Below are 15,774 nucleotides of genomic sequence, written 5' to 3'. Positions count from 1 at the left end.
CAGCGCCTTCGAAATTCGAAAGAGTGACCGTGGCAAGGAACGAATTTTCCTGCTCTCCGGAAGTCGTGAGATCCTTTTACGTGTTCACGGCCGTCGAGGGAATGCCCAACCGTCCATCGTGGACTTCGACGATCCGGTCCACCGCGGCGAGATGGACTCGGTCGTGGGTGACGAGGACGGTGGCGGTGGCCCGCTGGTGGGTGAGGCGGGTGATCAGCTCGACGACCGCGGCGCCACGGTCGTGGTCGAGGGCGCTCGTCGGTTCGTCGACCAGCAGCACGGTGGGTTCGTTCATCAGCGCACGCGCGATGTTCACCCGCTGCCGTTGCCCACCGGATAGCTGATGCGGGCGCCGTCCGGCCTGCGGGGCGAGCCCGACGGCGTCGAGCAGGTCCATGGCCACACCCCGTGCCGCCGCCGGGGAGCGGCCGTCGATCCGGGCCATGACCTGGAGTTGTTCGGCCGCGGTGAGGGAGGGCAGCAGATTCGGTTGCTGGAAGACGATCCCGATCTTGCGGCGGCGGAGTTCGGTGAGTTCGGCGCGGGACAGGCCGGGGGTCGCCGTGTCGTCGATCGTGACGGTCCCGCTGTCCGGGCTGATGAGCGTGGCGGCGACGGCGAGCAGGCTGGACTTGCCGGAACCGGAGGGCCCGGCGACAGCGGTGAGCGCGCCGGAGGGGACGTCCAGCGTGACGTCGTCGAGGGCGGTGAGGCGGGAGTCGCCGTCGGGATAGGTGAGGGTGACGCCGGTCAGGTTCAAGCTCATCGGGCACTCCCGAGTGCGGTCAGCGGGTCGACGGAGGTGATGCGGCGGACGGAAAGCGCGGCCCCCAGCGCGCCGAGCAGGATCATCACGACAGCCGGTACGAGCACGGTGGCGGGTGTCAGCAGGAAGGGCACGGCGGAGCCGGCGACGACCGCCCCCAAGCCGACGGCCAGTCCGGTTCCGACGGCGGTGCCGCCGACGAGAAGTACGACGGCCTGTCCGAGCGCGTCCTTCAACAGGAAGGCCGTACTCGCCCCCAGTGCCTTGAGAACGGCGATGTCGCCGCTGCGCTGGATGGTCCAGACGGTGAAGAAGGCACCGATCACGAGGGCGGAGATGGCGAACAGGAAGCCGCGCATCAGTTGCAGCGAACCGTTCTCGGAGGTGTAGGAGCCGATCGCGGACAACGAGTCGCTCTTCGAAACCGTCTGGGTGCCGGCGGCGCGGTCGGTGGCCGCGAGATCGGCATCGGTGGCGGTGTTCAGCGCGAGCACGGTCGCAGCCGGCTCGCCGCCCGAGGGCGGCGCGGTCCTCGCCCAGACATCGAGGGCCGCCCACACCACCGGGGTGTGACTGAACCAGGCGTCCCCGGTCACGGCGCCGACCGTCAGCGGACGGCCGGCCACGGTGATGGTCTCCCCGCTTCGGACGCCCAGGTCTTCGGCGGCGGACGTCGACAGCACCACCGAATCGCCGGTGATCCTCCCGCTGTCCGGGGCGAGCGCCGAACCGGTCCGGACGCCGAACACGGAGATCCCGGCGCTGCGGTTCCCGGCGGTGGCCTTGGTGGTGGCGATGCCCAGCGGTTCGGCGCCGGTGACGCCCGGGGTCTCGGCCCACCGCCGTTGTTGAGTTTCGCTGATGGCGGAGTTGGCGTAGGAAAGGCTCTGCCCGTCACCGGGAGCGGCGAAGACGATCTTGTCCGCGGGCAAGCCGGTGATCGCGGAGATGTTCTGCTCGCCCAATCCCGCGGTGAGCCCGGACAACAGGCCGACCAGCAGGGTGATCAGCACGACGACGGCGCCCATCAGGGCGAACCGCCCCTTGGCGAATCTCAGGTCTCTCCAGGCGACGAACACGGTTCCGGTCTGTCCTCTCCGGCGGGTGGGCTGGGTACCTCTCCACGATCGCCGCCGGAACCGGCGAGGACATCTGGCCGGAGATGGCACTTCGTCCGTCGGAAGACGGCACGCCGCCTCTACCTTTGGATAGAGGCGCTCGCCGAGCCTGCTCCGTAACCTGGACGCATTGTGATCACCACGCCTGCTTTGACCCCGACCAGCCGGGTGCTGACCTGGTGTCTGCACCTGCTGTTCGTCGCGCTGCTCGCGCTGGCGGCCACGCGGGCGGTGACCGGCGGCTCGGCCCACGCGGTGGCCATCGTCGCGACGGCGCTGGTGTGCGGTGTGGTGTACGCGGCCGGGCCGCTCCTGCCCCGCGTCAGGACGTCACGGCAGGCTGCCCTGTGGTGGCTGATCGCGGTGGGCGTCGTGTGGCTGGTCCTGTTGGCGCTGACCGCCGACGGTGTCTGGCTCGCCTTCCCGCTGTACTTCCTGCAGTTGCATCTGCTTCCGCGCCGTCAAGGTCTGTTCGCGGTGATCGCGACCGCGGTGGCCGCCATCGCCGCGTTCGCCGCCCACCAGGGTTCCTTCGCCCCGGCCGCGGCGATCGGGCCGGCACTCGGCGCCGCCGTCGCGGTCGCCGTCGTGTGGGGATACCAGGCGCTGTACCGCGAAAGTGAACGACGCCGCGACCTGATCGAGGAGCTCACCGCCACTCGCGCCGACCTCGCCGAGGCACAGCACGCGGCGGGAGTGCTCGCCGAGCGGGAGCGGCTGGCCCACGAGATCCACGACACCCTCGCCCAAGGATTGTCGAGCATCCAACTCCTGTTGCGGGCCGCCGAAAGAACGCTCCCCGACACCGCCGGGAACGCCGCCCGCCATGTCGAGCAGGCACGTCAAGCGGCCGCGGACAACCTCGCCGAAGCCCGCCGCTTCGTCGTCGCCCTGTCCCCTCCCGCGCTCGACGACACCACACTGGCCGACGCGCTGGAACGGCTCTGCGCCACCACGAGCGCCCGGCACCGCCTCATCGCACGCTTCCGCCTCGCCGGAGCGCCCGTTCCGCTGCCGACCGCGCACGAGGTCGCGTTGCTGCGCATCGGCCAGGCGGCCCTCGCGAACACCGTCCGGCACGCCGACGCGTCCACCGCCGAAGTCACCTTGAGCTACCTCGGGGAACACGCCACCCTCGAGGTCGTCGACGACGGCATCGGCTTCCACCCGGAGCACAGCGGCTTCGGACTCGGCGCGATGCGCACACGAACCGAAGCACTGGACGGAACGCTCACCGTCGAGTCCTCCCCCGGCCACGGCACGACCTTGTCCGTGCGGCTGCCCGTCGATTCCGAGGAACGCCCGTGACCGCACCCCCGATCCGGCTACTCCTGGCCGACGACCACCCCATCGTCCGGGCGGGACTGCGCGCCCTGCTGGAAACCGAACCCGGTCTCGTCGTCACGGCCGAAGCCGCGACCGCGGAGGAAGCGGTGGCCCGCGCCGCCGAAGGCGACATCGACGTCGTGCTGATGGACCTCCGCTTCGGCCCCGGCATGACCGGGGCCGAAGCCACCGCGGTGATCACCGCGCGGCCGGACGCACCTCGCGTCCTGATCGTCACCACCTTCGACACCGACGCCGACACGCTGCCCGCCATCGAAGCGGGTGCCACCGGCTACCTCCTCAAGGACGCCCCTCCCGAAAACCTGGCGGCCGCCGTGCGCACCGCGGCCGCCGGACGCACCACGCTCGCCCCGACCGTGGCCGACCGGCTGATGAACCGGATGCGAATGCCCTCGGCCGCGCTGACGCTGCGCGAGATCGAAGTACTGGTCCTGGTCGCCGACGGTCTGTCCAACCGGGCCATCGCCGAACGGCTCCATCTGACCGAAGGCACCGTGAAATCCCACCTGGCCCGCAGCTACACCAAACTCGGCGTGGACTCGCGCACCGCCGCCGTCGCCACCGCGACCGATCTCGGCCTCATCCGCCGGTGAACGTCTCGTGAGTGGCAAAGAGGGTTATTGAGGGAAAGGTCGAACGTGGCGTGGGGCCGGTGTCGCTTCTGCGTACGCGTTCTCCTGGTAGTGAGGGCCTCTTTGCCTACTCTGACGGTAGTGAAGGAGGCTTTCGCTACCGTCAGATGTGATCCCTGGTGACTGTCGGACTCGGCGGCCGGTCGTGAAGTACATGAAGGCCCCCTTCCTTGCGGTAGACGCAAGGAAGGGGGCCTTCATGTACTTCGGCAAAGGCGTGACTCGCGTGCTTGGGGACGTAACTCGCGTGCCAGGAGGTCAGTGCCCGAGGACGCCGCTCACCTCGTTCGGCGTTCCCGGAATCGTGCCGGTCGCGGTCTTCGTGCCCGAGGCGAGGTCGACCGAGTGGATCTCCTTCTTGCCAGGATCGGTGACGTAGGCGGTTCCACCCCGGACGAAGATCGCCGGACGCGGCTGCTGCCACTCGATCGGTTCCTGCCAGGTTCCGATGACGGCGATCTTCCGCGTCACGGCACCGCTCACCGGGTCGATCACGTGGATCTGACCGTCGGTGCCCAGCACCAGCGCCTCGCCCTGCGGGCCGCGGGCCAGCGACCGGAACGTGTAGCTGGTCCCGATGTCGACGTGCTTGAGCGTCGCCTTCTCGGTGTCGATCAGGGAAATCCGGGTCGGGCGTTCGAGTTCGGCCGCTTCGTCGACCTTGTAGTCGCCCAAGGTGATCGGGGAGACGTCCGAGCCCGCCTGGTTCCCGATGCGTCCGTAGGGGTCCGGGCTGGTCACCTTGGTGATGACACCGTTGCGGTAGATCAGCACACCGGTCTGGCATCCGACCACGACGGCTTCGCCACGCGCGGCGGCTTCACCGTGCACGCCGGGGCACTGCTCGTTGCGCGCGATCTCCTTCTTGTCCTTGTCCAGCACCACGATTCCGGACCGCTTGTCCTTGTTCCCGACGGTGGTGACCAGTTCGCCGTTCGCGAGTTCGACGGCCACGCCGTGGTGCGCTTCCGGCGTCTTGTGCTTCGGCGCGGGCAAGGCCGCGGTGCCGATCGTCTTCGGGTCGAAGACTGTCACCTCGCCGGTGCCGTCGGCGAACAGCACCGTCTTGCCCGCGTGCCGGACGACGTGTCCTGGCTTGGCCGCCTTCACCTCGTTGTCCGTCAGCACGGCACCGACGGCGTCCAGGACCCGGAACCCGGTGGAGGTCGAGACCAGCAGGTGCCGGTCGTTCCCGGCGGGGTTCAGCCGGTGGAAGCCCTCCAGCGGAAGGTTCTTGGCCTCCTTCAAGGTCTTCCCGTCGAGGAGGACGATGCCGCCGTCATAGGTGACAGCCACGGGATCGGCGACGACCGGTGCCGGAGCCGCGGCCTTTCCGGCCTCCGCCGCCGGCTGTTCGGTCGCGCAGGCGGCGAGCGCGAGGGTGCTCGCCGTCGTCGCCATCAGCGCGAGATATCGGGTTTTCCGTGCCATTTCACTGTGCCTTTCGTCTGTTCCGATCAGGAACGGGTCAAACCGGTGGTGATCGATTCGGTGTTGGCGCGCATCATTTCCAGATAGGTGGCCGCGCCCTGGCCTGGTTCACTGAGCGATTCGGAGAACAACGGGGCCACCCGGACGTGCAGCCCGGCTTGCTCGGCCAGCACCCGAGCGAGCCGGTCCGGTTGCGAGGAATCGGCGAAGATCACCGGGACCCCCGCCGCGCGGACGGTGTCGGCGAGTGCTTTCAGATCCGAGGAACTGGGGGAAGCGAGTGTGGTCCCGCCGGGAATCACCGCGCCGACGACGTCGAAGCCGAACCGCTGGGCCAGGTACCCGAAAACGTGATGATTCGTGACCAGCTTCCGGCGTTCGCGCGGAATCCCGCCGAACTTCCCGGCCATCATCGCGTCGAGCGCCTCGATCTCGCCGCGATAGCGTTCGGCGTTGGCGCGGATGACCGCTTCGTCGACGCCGTCGACATGGGCGACGACCTCGTCGGCGATCGCCTTCACCGTGTCGCGTACCCGTGCCGGATCCGTCCAGAAATGGGGGTCCGGCTTGTTGTCGGCGTAGCTGATCGGATTCGCCCGCTCCCCGGCGGGCAGCGACGGCACACCGTTTTCCTCTGCTGTGCGGACGGTGCGGAGCATGCCCTCTTCGAGTCCGAGTCCGTTGTAGACGATCAGGCCGGCACGCTCGACCTGGGCCGCCTGCTGGGCGGAGATGCCGAAGGAATGCGGATCGGCGTTCGGCTTCATCAACACGGTCACTTCGGCCTGATCGCCGACGATGGCGCGGGTGATGTCGCCGAGGATGTTCGTCGTGACGACGACCGACTTGCCGCCTCCGCCGCCTCCGGAGCATCCGGCCGCCGCCAGCAGTGCCACCGCGAACAGGGCGAGCGCCCGCCGCCTCATCGGCCGGTCTCCACGATGTGCCCCGCCTTGCCGCCGACCTTCAGGGTCCTGGCGCGACGGAGGTTGTCGTTGTAGTCGATCTCGTACACCTCGGCCGTCAGCGGGTTGTTGAGATAGGCGCGCGTCGTATCGACCTGGATCGTGGGAGCTTCGGCGGCGGTCGCTTCCGGGGTCAGGAGCGGGATCGCCGCCTGTTCCTTTCCGGTGCCGTCGAAGGAGCGCAGCTTTCCGTCCCGGGACAGCACCAGCAGCGGGCCGCCCTCCCCGACGGCGTTCACCGCGGCGACCGGTCCGGTCTCGACGTACTGCCAGCTGCGACGGGCGACGTCCAGTGACCACACGGCGGACTCCCCCGCCCTCGCCGCGAGCGTGGAGCCACCTGGCCGGTGGAAGAAGGCGGTGGCGCGTTCCTGCGCCGTGACACTGCGCGGGTACGGGATCTTCACCCCGGCGAACGCACCGTCCTTTTCGGTCACGAGCAAAGCGCCGTCCGCACAACCGAAGACGACACCGCGCCGGGTCACCGCCTGTCCTTGCAGGTCAGGGCACGGCTGATCGATCTCCGCCACGGCCTTGCCCTGACGGTCATGGACGCGCACTCCGCGACCGAGCGGCTTGCCGGCGTCGGCCACCGTGGCGACGATGTGCTCGCCATAAGGGATCGCGATCCCGGCGTGCGGTTCGCGCGTGATCTTCCCCAGCTCCGTCACGGACCCCTTGTCGAGCGCGGCCCGGTCGAGCAACGTCGTCGTACCGTCCGAATAGGACAGGGCGGAGACGGCGGGATCGCTGTACGTCGCCAAAAGCTTTTTGCCCGGTGCCACACCGACGTCCCGGACCTTCGCCCGGTAGTAGTGGACGTGGTCACCGTGGTCGACCATCCAGGAACCGCTGTCGATCACCCGGATCGTGCCGTCGCGAGCGGTCAGGTAGCCGAAGCGGCCATCACTGGTCACGGCCCGCACGCCGTCGACTCGTCCGGCTTCGTGGATTTCCTCGGTGATGAGATCCACGACGCGGACGGCTCCGGTGTCCGGGTCCGCGACGATCAGCCGTGACTGCGCCTCGGCCGCTTCTTCGGCACCTTCGACGTACCCGTGCGGGACTTCCGCGGTCACCTCCTTCGGCTGCTCCGCGCCGCACGCCGCCAGGGTCAGCGCCGCGACGACCGCCGTCACTGCTTTCAGTTTCATCGTGAGCACTCGATCTCCGGTGTCAGGGAACGGAATCGCTGTCGTACGAAGGACAGGAACGCGGAAAGGAAGAACAGGAGGACCGCGCCGGCGGCGATGGTCGCGCCCGCCGCGGTGCCCCAATGCCAGGAAACGAGCAGGCCGCCGACGGTGGCGGCAACGCCGAGCAACGCCGCGATGAGCATGATCGTGGTGATCCGCCGCGACCAGAAGAGCGCCGCCGCGGCCGGTGCGATGAGCAGGCCGAACACCAGCAGCGTCCCCACCACGCGGAAGGACGCGACGATCGTCAACGTGACCAGCCCGAGCAGCACCGCGTTGGCCAGACGTGGCCGAAGCCCCAGCGTGTGTGCTTTGCGGACATCGAAGGTGAGCGCCGTGAACGAGCGGTGTCCTGCCAGTGCAACCACCCCCACGACGAGCAGGGTGATCGCGAGGCCCACCAGGTCGCCGGATCCGACGGCGAGCACGTCGCCGAAGAGGAATCCGGTGAGATCCACCGCGAACGACCGCGAGTGCGACACGATGATCACACCGCTCGCGAGCATGCCGACGAAGAGCAGTCCGATGGTGGTGTCTTCGGACAGCCGCCGCGAACGCCCGAGCGCCGTGACACCGAGCGCCATCACCCCGGCGCTGACCGCTGCGCCGATCAGCAGGTTCACGCCGGTCAGCGAGGCGATCGCCACGCCGGGCAACATGCCGTGCGACATCGCGTCGCCGATGAAGGCCATGCCGCGCAACACCACCCAGGTGCCCACGACGGCGCACACCGCCGAAACGAGCACTCCCGCCACCAGCGCACGCTGCACGAACGACACCTCGAAGGGGATCAACAACCACTCCACGCGTCACACTATAGTGGTAATGATTGTCATTATCTGAAAGAGGGTGGGATGACCCCGGACACAACGGCACTCACGATCGACCGCGCGCACGCGCATTACGGGCCCCGCGAAGTGCTGCGCGGGATCACGGCCCAGGTGCCGTCGGCTCGGCTCACCGCCATCGCCGGCGCGAACGGCGCGGGCAAGTCTTCGCTGCTCAACCTCGTCGCGGGTGTCCTGCCGCCGACCACCGGTTCGGTGATCCGGCGGGATCCGGGGCGCGTCGCCTACGTGACCCAGCAGAGCGAGGTGTCACGGTCACTGCCGATCACCGTGCGCGCCACCGTGACGATGGGACGCTGGGCGCACCGCGGTCACTGGCGGCGACTGTCCAAGGTGGACCGGCGGATCGTCGGAGAATGCTTGGAGCGGCTGGAGATCACGTCGATCGCGGACCGGTTGATCGGCACCCTCTCCGGCGGGCAGCGTCAACGGGCGCTGGTGGCGCAGGGGCTGGCCCAGCAAGCCGGGCTGCTGCTGCTCGACGAGCCGTCGGCCGGTCTCGATCTGCACGCCCGCGTCCTGATCGAAGAAGCCCTGCGTGCCACCCTCGCCGAGGGCACGACGATCCTGCGTGTCACGCACGACCTCGAGGTCGCGGGCCGGGCCGATCACTGCCTGCTGCTGCAGGACGGCCGCCTCGTCGGCGAAGGCGCGCCGGCTTCGGTGCTGACCCCGGAGCGCGTGGCGGAAGCGTGGGGCCTGCCTGCCCGCTTCCAATCACCCGCTTTCGCGCCGGAGGCCGCCGATTCTCGCTAGGGTGGTCCGCCGAGCGAAGGGGGCACCGGTGGAAGAAACGTGGCGGCGAATCATGGCCTTGTTGTCCGAACACGCACCGGTCACCGCGCGGGAGATCCGGCCCCCGGCGCCGGCCGCTCAGGTGGAACGCCTGCGTAACCGCGTCGGCCTCGAACTCCCACCCGAACTGCTCGCCTGGTGGGCCCTCATGGACGGCGTCGACGACCAGCGCGTCCGCGGAGCGGGATACCTGATCCCGAAGGGCTACCTGCCTCTTTCGGTGGCGCGGGCCGAAGGCGAGTACGCCAGGCAGTCGCAGTACCCCGACCCGGACTGCTGCACTGCCGAAGGAGCGCACCACAAGCAGGCAGGACAGGATGGATTCCCGTTCTGCACAGCCATTCTCCCCATCGGCCGGGCCATCGACGGAGGCCTGCTGTGCGTCGACCTCCGGCAGGGTGAGCACCACGGTTGCGTCATGGAGTGGTACGCCAGCGACGGGATCTACTGGTCCGACTGGACGAGTGTGACCGAGATCCTCGACGAGATCGCCGAGCGGCTCGACAACTACGTCCACGACCGTGAACTGCCCTACCGCGAACGGCATCCCGTCATCAGCGAAGGCGAGCTCAGCTGGCCTTGACCGGCGATCAGGGGCTCCCGAGCAACGCCGCGACGGCCTCACGCGCCTGCCGGGCCGGAGCCGGGTCACCGCTGATGCCCGCCGTCACGATCGCCCCCTCGGCGAGCAGGTACACCGGCTCGGCCATGGCCGACCCCGCGGCCAGCACCCAGGTCTCGATCTGGTCGTGGAACGCCTGTTTGTGTGCTCGCACCTCGGCGAGGACGGCATCGGAGGCAGGACCGACCTCGCCGTGGACGTTGATCCAGGCGCAACCGCGGAAACCGGGTTCGGCGAACCAGCAGGCCAGCCAGTCGAAGATCGACAGCACCCGCTCGCGGGGATCCTGGACCTGCTCCACGTGGGCGGCCAAGCTGCCGCGCCACCGCTGATCACGCCGTTTGAGCATCGCCACCACGAGGTCGTCCTTGGCTTCGAAGAACCGGTAGATCCGCTTCAGCGAAAGACCGGACGCAGCGCGGAGCTGGTCCATGCCGACCGCCTGGATGCCGTTCTCGTAGAAGAGTTTCTCGGCGGCGTCGAGCAGGGCTTCGCGGTCCACGCGGTTCTGCTCGTCGGTGACGGCGGCCGGCATCGGGGCTCCCTTGACGTTGAGAACGATCGTTCCCTATCGTAGGCGCCGGACGTGGAGAACGCACGTTCTCAACCAGAGGAGGCCGAAGATGCCGGAAGATCGCCCGCCCTGCCCGCCGTTCACGCGGGAGACGGCACTGCGGAAGGTCCAAGCGGCCGAGGACGGATGGAACACCCGCGATCCTCGCCGGGTCGCGTCGGCTTACACACCGGACTCCGTCTGGCGGAACCGGGACACGTTCGTCCGCGGCCGCGAGGAGATCGTCACGTTCCTGACCGCGAAGTGGGAGCGGGAACTGGACTACGCGCTGCGCAAGAATCTCTGGGCGTTCACCGACGACCGGATCGCCGTCCGGTTCCAGTACGAATGGCATGACCACGCCGGTCAGTTTTGGCGCAGCTACGGCAACGAACTGTGGGAGTTCGACGAGCACGGGCTCATGAGCCGTCGTGAGGCGAGCATCAACGACGTGGCCATCCCCGAGAGCGAGCGGCGCATCCGCGGCCCGCGCCCGGAGGAAGAACACGGAGCCGACTTCCCGCTCCGGTGAGGCACCGCGCCGATCAGTCCACGATCGCGGCGATCTCCCACAATCCCAAGGACTTGTCGGCGTAGGACCCGCCCTCCTCGGTACACCCTTCGACCAGCACGGCCAGCGGCTCCGGGAACCCGAACGGTTCCCGGCACAGGTTCAGCGGCCGCCAGTCGCCGGTCGCGATGTCGGTGTTGGTGCCCAGTTCGGTGAAGGTCGTGGTCAGCAAGTACCCGGAGCCGCTTCGCCTGAGGTTGCGCAGCGCCCGCTCGATGTCGGCGAAACTCAAGTGCACCAGGCAATCCCGGCACAGGACGAGGTCGGCCGATGGCAGTGGATCACCGGTCAGATCGAGCACCCGGAACTCGTGGACCGGATCGTCACGGAACCGCGCGGCGTTCATCTCGATCAGGTCGGGGACGATGTCGGCGCCGATGTACCGGTCGAGGTCGAGGTCCACCTCACTGAGCCAGCCGTAGTCCCCGCACGGGAGATCGAGCAGGGTGCGCACCCCGAAACGATCGAGGAGGCCGGGCAGCCGGTCGCTCAGTTCCCGCGTCTGGACCGACTCGGAACCGGGCCCGGAGACCGACGAGGAACTCCACAACCGGGAGCGGAAGATGTAGGTGAAACGATCCTGGGTCCCCATGCTTTCGAGCTCTTCGGCGACCCGCCGGAAGTTGCGCTGCGCCGTGGTGATCGGTCGTTCGTCCACCCCTGCATGGTAGATCGATTCTCACGGTTTGCCGGAAGACGGCATCAGCGCGTTCTCCTCGTGGTCGAGTTCGGTTTGCAGGATCCGCAGGCTGGCGTCGGGCAACCGGCCGGCGTCACGCCAGCGAAGGAGTTCTTCCCGCTGGGCCTCGATGATGCTGTGCCTGGCGCGGACGGCCGCCTCGTATCCCGGAGCCCTGGGCGTGAGCGGGTTGTCCTCGAGGTAGGCCAGCCGCGCCCGGTAGCGCCGCTGACGGCTCTGGAGGTTCTTGCGCAGCGCCGCCACCGCCTCGTCCGGCACGTCGTCCTCTTCGACGACCTGGTCCAGACGAGCGAGCGCCGCGTCCACGGCGGCGCTGCGTGCCTGGTTACGCAGCCGGGCCTGATCCTGGACGTCGGCGCGCAGGCCGAGCCGTTTCAGGAGCGGCCCGAAAGTCACCCCCTGGCCCACGAGCGTCACCAAGACCACCAGGAACGCCGAGAACAGCAGGAGATCGCGCGCGGGGAACGGACTGCCGTCCGCGGTCACGACGGGGATCGCGAACGCGGCCGCGAGCGTGATCACCCCTCGGGTGCCCGCCCAGCTCAGGCCCGCGATCTCCTTGCCCGTCAGCGCCCGCTCCGCCGCCTCCCCCGTTTCGTCCGCGCTGCCGAGCCGGGCGTGCAGCCGCCGCGGGAAGAGCTGGGTCAGCACCAGCCACAGCGGCCGGACCAGCAGAACCGCGCCCACGGTGACCACCGCGGTCAAGACCACCGAGCCGACCGGGTAGCCACCGAGCCCGGCGATGACGGCGGGCAACTGCTGGCCGATGAGCAGGAAGACGAATCCTTCGAGCAGGTAGTTGACGAGGCTCCACACCGCGCCCGTCTGCAACCTGCTCGCTCCCGTCTGGAGACGGGGCGTCTGATGTCCGACGATCAACCCGGCCACCACGACGGCCAGGACACCCGAACCGTGGATGGTCTCGCCGAGCACGTAGGCGGTGAACGGCGTCGCCAGCGAGACCGCGTTCGCCGACAGGGGATCCGCCAGGACACGGCGGGACAACCGCACCAGGAACGCCACGACCACACCGACCAGCAGGCCACCGATCGTGGCCAAGGCGAACTCACCGGTCGCGAGCCCGAACGAGAAACTGCCGCCGACCGCGACGGCGAGCGCCATCTTGTAGACCGTCAGCGCCGTCGCGTCGTTGAGCAGCCCCTCGCCTTCGATCAGGGTCGACAGCTTCGCGGGCAGCCCGACCCGGCGGCCGACGGCCAGCGCCGCCACCGGATCCGGCGGCGCCACCGCCGCACCGAGCGCGATCGCGGCCGCGAGCGGGATCACCGGGACGAGCCAGGTCAGCAACCCGCCGACCGCGAACGCCGTCGCCAGCACCAGCAGGACCGAGAGACTGACGACCGAGCGCAACCTGCTGCGGATCGCCAGCAGACTCGAACCGAGCGCGGCGTTGTACAGCAACGGCGGAAGGATGACGTCGAGAACGAACTCGGGTTCCAAATGCAGATTCGGCCCTGGGAGCAGGGCATAGACGAGCCCGACGACCGTCAGCAGCACCGGATCCGGCAAGCCGATCCGATGGCTGATCGCGCTCACCACGACGATGACGCCCAGCATGACCAGCACGAACCCGATTGCACCCAGCATGCCCCTTGTTCTACCTGACGGAAAACCGGTCACCGTGGCCGGTGTCGCCGATCCACTGTGGACTGTCCGAGATCTCGGGTCTTGGTGGTCGTGAGTGGTAAGTGTCGTTAGAACGCCACTTACCACTCACGAGACCCAGGAGCAGGCCCATGACCGAATGGGACGTCGAGCGAGACCGGCTGCTGAACGCGAATGCCGGTGCATTCGCCGGGACGGCCCTGGCGAACGTCGTGCGCGAGTACCCGCACCACGAGAGCCACTGGCACCTCGAGGGCGTGCCCATCCTCTCCCCGCGCCTGTCACACCCGTGCTTCTACGGCAGTTTCGACTGGCATTCCTGTGTGGAGATGTTCTGGGTGCTCGTGCGCCTGCTGCGCCACCACGCCGAACTGGTACCGGCCGAGGAGATCCGCGAGTGCCTCAACGAACACCTGACCATCGACGCGCTCGCGGGTGAGGTCGCGTTCTTCGCCCCTGAGGAGCACCGCACCACCCAACGTCCATACGGCTGGTCCGCACTGCTGGAACTCGCTTTCGAGATCGCCACCTGGGACGACCCGGATGCCGCACGCTGGTCAGCCGCGCTGCGAGAGTTGAGCGAGGTCTTCGTGATCCGCTACCTCGACTGGCTGCCGCGCACCACGTACCCGATCCGGTACGGGGTGCACGACAACGGCGCGTTCGGGTTGTCTCGCGCCCTGCCCTACGCTTGTCACCTCGCTGAGCAGGGCGACTCGCGACTGCGTGACGTCATCGTCGAGACGGCCTGGCGCTGGTTCGGATCCGACCAGGAGTACCCGGGTGACTGGGAACCGTCCGGCGCCGATTTCCTGTCCCCCGCCCTCGCCGAAGCCGAACTCATGTCCCGCCTGCTGCCCGCGACCGAATTCGCCGGGTGGCTGGACAGGTTCCTGCCCGGCATCGCGGAGCGAAAACCCTCGCCGCTTTTCACCCCGGCGACCGTGACCGATCCTTCCGACGGTCAGATCGCTCACCTGCACGGACTCAATCTGCATCGCGCCTGGTGCTGGCACCGGCTGGCGCGCGCCCTCCCCGAGGGTGACAGCCGGATCCCCGCCATACTCGGGACCACGCACGCGCACACCCATGCCTCACTTTCCCAGACCACCGGCGGTGCCTACATGGTCGAACACTTCCTGGCCTACTACGCGCTCCTGCTGCTCGGTTGAGCCGGCGATGACCTGGTCGTTCCCGCGAATCACCATCGGCGCCGAACGCCGGCTGCTCGAAGCCATGCTGGACCGCAACCGGGCCGAACTGGTCAGGTCGGTGCGCGGCTTGTCCGAATCCGACTCCCGCCGGCGGCTCGTCACGTCCATGACCACGCCGATCGGCCTGCTCAAACATGCCGCGGTCGCCGAACGGATCTGGTTCCACCACGTCCTGGGTGGCGTGCCCGAGAACGAATGTGACGGTGGTACGACGCCGGGCGACGCCAGTTTCGTCGTCGGGGATCACGAGACGCTGGCCGAGGTGATCGCCGAGTTCGAGCGCGCCAGTGCGCGCTCTCGCGTGATCGCGGCGGACTTCGACCTCGACGAGATCAAGACGCATCCCCGCGTCGGCGACGTGAGCCTGCGCTTCGTCCATTTGCTCTTGATCGAGGATTTCGCGCGGCACGCCGGGCACGGCGACATCCTCCGGGAACAGATCCTGTCCGCAGGGTGACCACCCGGTCAGACCAGTCACTCGCTGTTGGTGAGCCGAGTGAGGTCACAACGGGTGGCGGGCGGACCGATCGGGTGAACCCACCGTGAGCATGGATGCTTGGGTTTGGCTGAAATTGACCGTAAGGCGCTCTTGCGCTCAGCATTCTGCATAGTGCGAAGTCGTCGCGCACAACGACGAATATTCGGTACTCCACCTGCGAAGATCAGCTCGGCGGCCGATCGGGCCGTGACCTGGTTCGACACCGGGAACGCAAGTCGCCGGGCCGCCGAGGCCTCTCGACGAAGCTGGGCCATTCGGCGTCACCCGCTACTTTTAGTAGTTTTCGGGGTCACCCAGACCGTTGAGCGACGCGTGCATACCGTTCAGCGCGACACACGCTGTACGACTGAACGGTCACAGTCCGCTTTCGCCAAGATGTTCTCAGCCGCACCGGTAAAGAACCGGTAACGCACGCGTGGCCCCCTGCTGTAACAGGAGGCCACGCGGATGTCCATTCGCCCGCTCGCTAGAACAAGGACAGGACAGCCGTGACCATACAGCCTGATAACGCGAAGACACCAGACAACGGTCCACCCCGACGGGTCAAAGTCGTCATCGAGCACGTCGAAAAGCCGGCCCGGCGGGTCGCCACCTCCGCGGAAATGCTCCGCGCGGCACGGCCTCTCCTGAGGACTCCTGGGCGTCACCGCAAGGAGCAGACCCGGGACAGCTGGCTCTGCCTGGCGATGACGGTTCTCGCCGGCTGGGCGCCGACGCTGCGGATGTGTCTCCTGCTGGCGATCGGCGGCGGGATCGTCGTCGGCGTCATCAAGATCAGCACGCCGGAGATCGGCGCGTCGGCAGGGACCTTCGTCGGTCTCCTGACCCTCTTCGGCGCCTGGATTGTCAAAGCCCGCCAAGGGAAACACCGACGGGAGCCGAGTCTGTAGC

The 15,774-nt window shown here is 68.3% G+C and carries 17 protein-coding genes; 8 read left to right on the top strand and 9 right to left on the bottom strand.

Features of this window, described 5'->3' with window-relative positions; genetic code table 11:
* Positions 1-76: 76 nt before the first annotated feature.
* Positions 77-766: an ABC transporter ATP-binding protein gene (locus ACIHAO_RS09610; protein ID WP_396556257.1), complete on the bottom strand. Its 690-nt coding sequence runs from the start codon at positions 764-766 to the stop codon at positions 77-79.
* Entirely contained in the window at positions 763-1,845 is a 1,083-nt protein-coding gene (locus tag ACIHAO_RS09605) for an ABC transporter permease (RefSeq protein ID WP_396556255.1), read from the bottom strand. Before ACIHAO_RS09605 ends, ACIHAO_RS09610 begins: the two co-directional genes overlap by 4 nt.
* Positions 1,846-2,016: 171 nt before the next feature.
* Here ACIHAO_RS09605 and ACIHAO_RS09600 point away from each other — a divergent pair, with 171 nt between their 5' ends.
* Complete coding sequence (locus ACIHAO_RS09600) at positions 2,017-3,192, top strand: sensor histidine kinase (RefSeq protein ID WP_396556253.1); 1,176 nt, start codon at positions 2,017-2,019, stop codon at positions 3,190-3,192.
* Positions 3,189-3,824 carry a response regulator gene (locus ACIHAO_RS09595; protein ID WP_396556251.1) on the top strand — a complete coding sequence of 212 codons (636 nt, stop codon included), beginning with the start codon at positions 3,189-3,191 and terminating at the stop codon, positions 3,822-3,824. The genes ACIHAO_RS09600 and ACIHAO_RS09595 overlap by 4 nt, the downstream gene beginning before the upstream one ends.
* 297 nt (positions 3,825-4,121) lie before the next feature.
* On the opposite strand, the gene aztD is transcribed toward ACIHAO_RS09595, so the two are convergent.
* The 4 genes from aztD to aztB are packed head-to-tail and all read right to left on the bottom strand — an operon-like array spanning position 4,122 to position 8,261.
* Entirely contained in the window at positions 4,122-5,294 is a 1,173-nt protein-coding gene (aztD, locus tag ACIHAO_RS09590; protein WP_396556249.1) for a zinc metallochaperone AztD, read from the bottom strand.
* Between the two features lie 26 nt (positions 5,295-5,320).
* Positions 5,321-6,220, bottom strand: coding sequence for a zinc ABC transporter substrate-binding protein AztC (aztC, locus tag ACIHAO_RS09585; RefSeq protein WP_396556247.1), 900 nt, complete (start codon positions 6,218-6,220; stop codon positions 5,321-5,323).
* On the bottom strand, positions 6,217-7,413 hold the full coding sequence (locus ACIHAO_RS09580) for a hypothetical protein (protein ID WP_396556245.1): 1,197 nt from the start codon (positions 7,411-7,413) through the stop codon (positions 6,217-6,219). The genes aztC and ACIHAO_RS09580 overlap by 4 nt, the downstream gene beginning before the upstream one ends.
* The gene (gene aztB / locus ACIHAO_RS09575) at positions 7,410-8,261 is read right to left on the bottom strand and encodes a zinc ABC transporter permease AztB (protein ID WP_396556243.1); all 852 of its coding nucleotides are present in this window, start codon (positions 8,259-8,261) and stop codon (positions 7,410-7,412) included. The genes ACIHAO_RS09580 and aztB overlap by 4 nt, the downstream gene beginning before the upstream one ends.
* Positions 8,262-8,309: 48 nt before the next feature.
* Between aztB and aztA the strand changes: the two genes are divergently transcribed.
* Entirely contained in the window at positions 8,310-9,059 is a 750-nt protein-coding gene (gene aztA / locus ACIHAO_RS09570) for a zinc ABC transporter ATP-binding protein AztA (RefSeq protein WP_396556241.1), read from the top strand.
* A 52-nt stretch (positions 9,060-9,111) separates the two neighbouring features.
* Positions 9,112-9,681 (top strand): SMI1/KNR4 family protein, encoded by a 570-nt coding sequence (locus ACIHAO_RS09565; RefSeq protein ID WP_396556239.1) that lies wholly within the window; start codon positions 9,112-9,114, stop codon positions 9,679-9,681.
* A 7-nt stretch (positions 9,682-9,688) separates the two neighbouring features.
* Here the strand turns inward: ACIHAO_RS09565 and ACIHAO_RS09560 are convergent, their stop codons facing one another.
* Positions 9,689-10,255, bottom strand: a complete 567-nt coding sequence (locus tag ACIHAO_RS09560; protein WP_396556237.1) for a TetR/AcrR family transcriptional regulator — start codon at positions 10,253-10,255, stop codon at positions 9,689-9,691.
* A gap of 88 nt (positions 10,256-10,343) precedes the next feature.
* On the opposite strand from ACIHAO_RS09560, the gene ACIHAO_RS09555 reads away from it, so the two are divergent.
* A complete protein-coding gene (locus ACIHAO_RS09555; RefSeq protein ID WP_396556235.1) occupies positions 10,344-10,805 on the top strand; it encodes a nuclear transport factor 2 family protein in 462 nt (153 codons plus the stop codon).
* A 13-nt stretch (positions 10,806-10,818) separates the two neighbouring features.
* Here the strand turns inward: ACIHAO_RS09555 and ACIHAO_RS09550 are convergent, their stop codons facing one another.
* Together ACIHAO_RS09550 and ACIHAO_RS09545 are read right to left on the bottom strand one after the other, a co-directional pair.
* A complete protein-coding gene (locus ACIHAO_RS09550; protein WP_396556233.1) occupies positions 10,819-11,502 on the bottom strand; it encodes a class I SAM-dependent methyltransferase in 684 nt (227 codons plus the stop codon).
* A gap of 21 nt (positions 11,503-11,523) precedes the next feature.
* A complete protein-coding gene (locus ACIHAO_RS09545; RefSeq protein ID WP_396556231.1) occupies positions 11,524-13,152 on the bottom strand; it encodes a Na+/H+ antiporter in 1,629 nt (542 codons plus the stop codon).
* Between the two features lie 149 nt (positions 13,153-13,301).
* On the opposite strand from ACIHAO_RS09545, the gene ACIHAO_RS09540 reads away from it, so the two are divergent.
* From ACIHAO_RS09540 to ACIHAO_RS09530, 3 genes are all read left to right on the top strand, one after another.
* Complete coding sequence (locus ACIHAO_RS09540) at positions 13,302-14,342, top strand: DUF2891 domain-containing protein (protein WP_396556229.1); 1,041 nt, start codon at positions 13,302-13,304, stop codon at positions 14,340-14,342.
* Positions 14,343-14,349: 7 nt separating this feature from the next.
* Positions 14,350-14,841 (top strand): DinB family protein, encoded by a 492-nt coding sequence (locus ACIHAO_RS09535; RefSeq protein WP_396556227.1) that lies wholly within the window; start codon positions 14,350-14,352, stop codon positions 14,839-14,841.
* Positions 14,842-15,371: 530 nt separating this feature from the next.
* Complete coding sequence (locus tag ACIHAO_RS09530; RefSeq protein WP_396556225.1) at positions 15,372-15,773, top strand: hypothetical protein; 402 nt, start codon at positions 15,372-15,374, stop codon at positions 15,771-15,773.
* The last annotated feature ends 1 nt before the right edge of the window (position 15,774 follow it).

The organism is Amycolatopsis sp. NPDC052450 (assembly GCF_044547565.1).
In the GTDB taxonomy this organism is placed as follows: domain Bacteria; phylum Actinomycetota; class Actinomycetes; order Mycobacteriales; family Pseudonocardiaceae; genus Amycolatopsis.
The sequence above is the reverse complement of the archived record's forward strand: the minus strand, read 5'-3'. Positions and strand labels throughout refer to the sequence as shown.

Bases quoted from the DNA above. Each gene is read 5' to 3' on its own strand.
- aztD (WP_396556249.1), bottom strand. From the start codon at position 5,294: ATGGCACGGAAAACCCGATATCTCGCGCTGATGGCGACGACGGCGAGC.
- ACIHAO_RS09580 (WP_396556245.1), bottom strand. From the start codon at position 7,413: ATGAAACTGAAAGCAGTGACGGCGGTCGTCGCGGCGCTGACCCTGGCG.
- aztC (WP_396556247.1), bottom strand. From the start codon at position 6,220: ATGAGGCGGCGGGCGCTCGCCCTGTTCGCGGTGGCACTGCTGGCGGCG.
- ACIHAO_RS09555 (WP_396556235.1), top strand. From the start codon at position 10,344: ATGCCGGAAGATCGCCCGCCCTGCCCGCCGTTCACGCGGGAGACGGCA.
- ACIHAO_RS09565 (WP_396556239.1), top strand. From the start codon at position 9,112: ATGGCCTTGTTGTCCGAACACGCACCGGTCACCGCGCGGGAGATCCGG.
- ACIHAO_RS09535 (WP_396556227.1), top strand. From the start codon at position 14,350: ATGACCTGGTCGTTCCCGCGAATCACCATCGGCGCCGAACGCCGGCTG.
- ACIHAO_RS09610 (WP_396556257.1), bottom strand. From the start codon at position 766: ATGAGCTTGAACCTGACCGGCGTCACCCTCACCTATCCCGACGGCGAC.
- ACIHAO_RS09560 (WP_396556237.1), bottom strand. From the start codon at position 10,255: ATGCCGGCCGCCGTCACCGACGAGCAGAACCGCGTGGACCGCGAAGCC.
- aztA (WP_396556241.1), top strand. From the start codon at position 8,310: ATGACCCCGGACACAACGGCACTCACGATCGACCGCGCGCACGCGCAT.
- ACIHAO_RS09540 (WP_396556229.1), top strand. From the start codon at position 13,302: ATGACCGAATGGGACGTCGAGCGAGACCGGCTGCTGAACGCGAATGCC.
- ACIHAO_RS09545 (WP_396556231.1), bottom strand. From the start codon at position 13,152: ATGCTGGGTGCAATCGGGTTCGTGCTGGTCATGCTGGGCGTCATCGTC.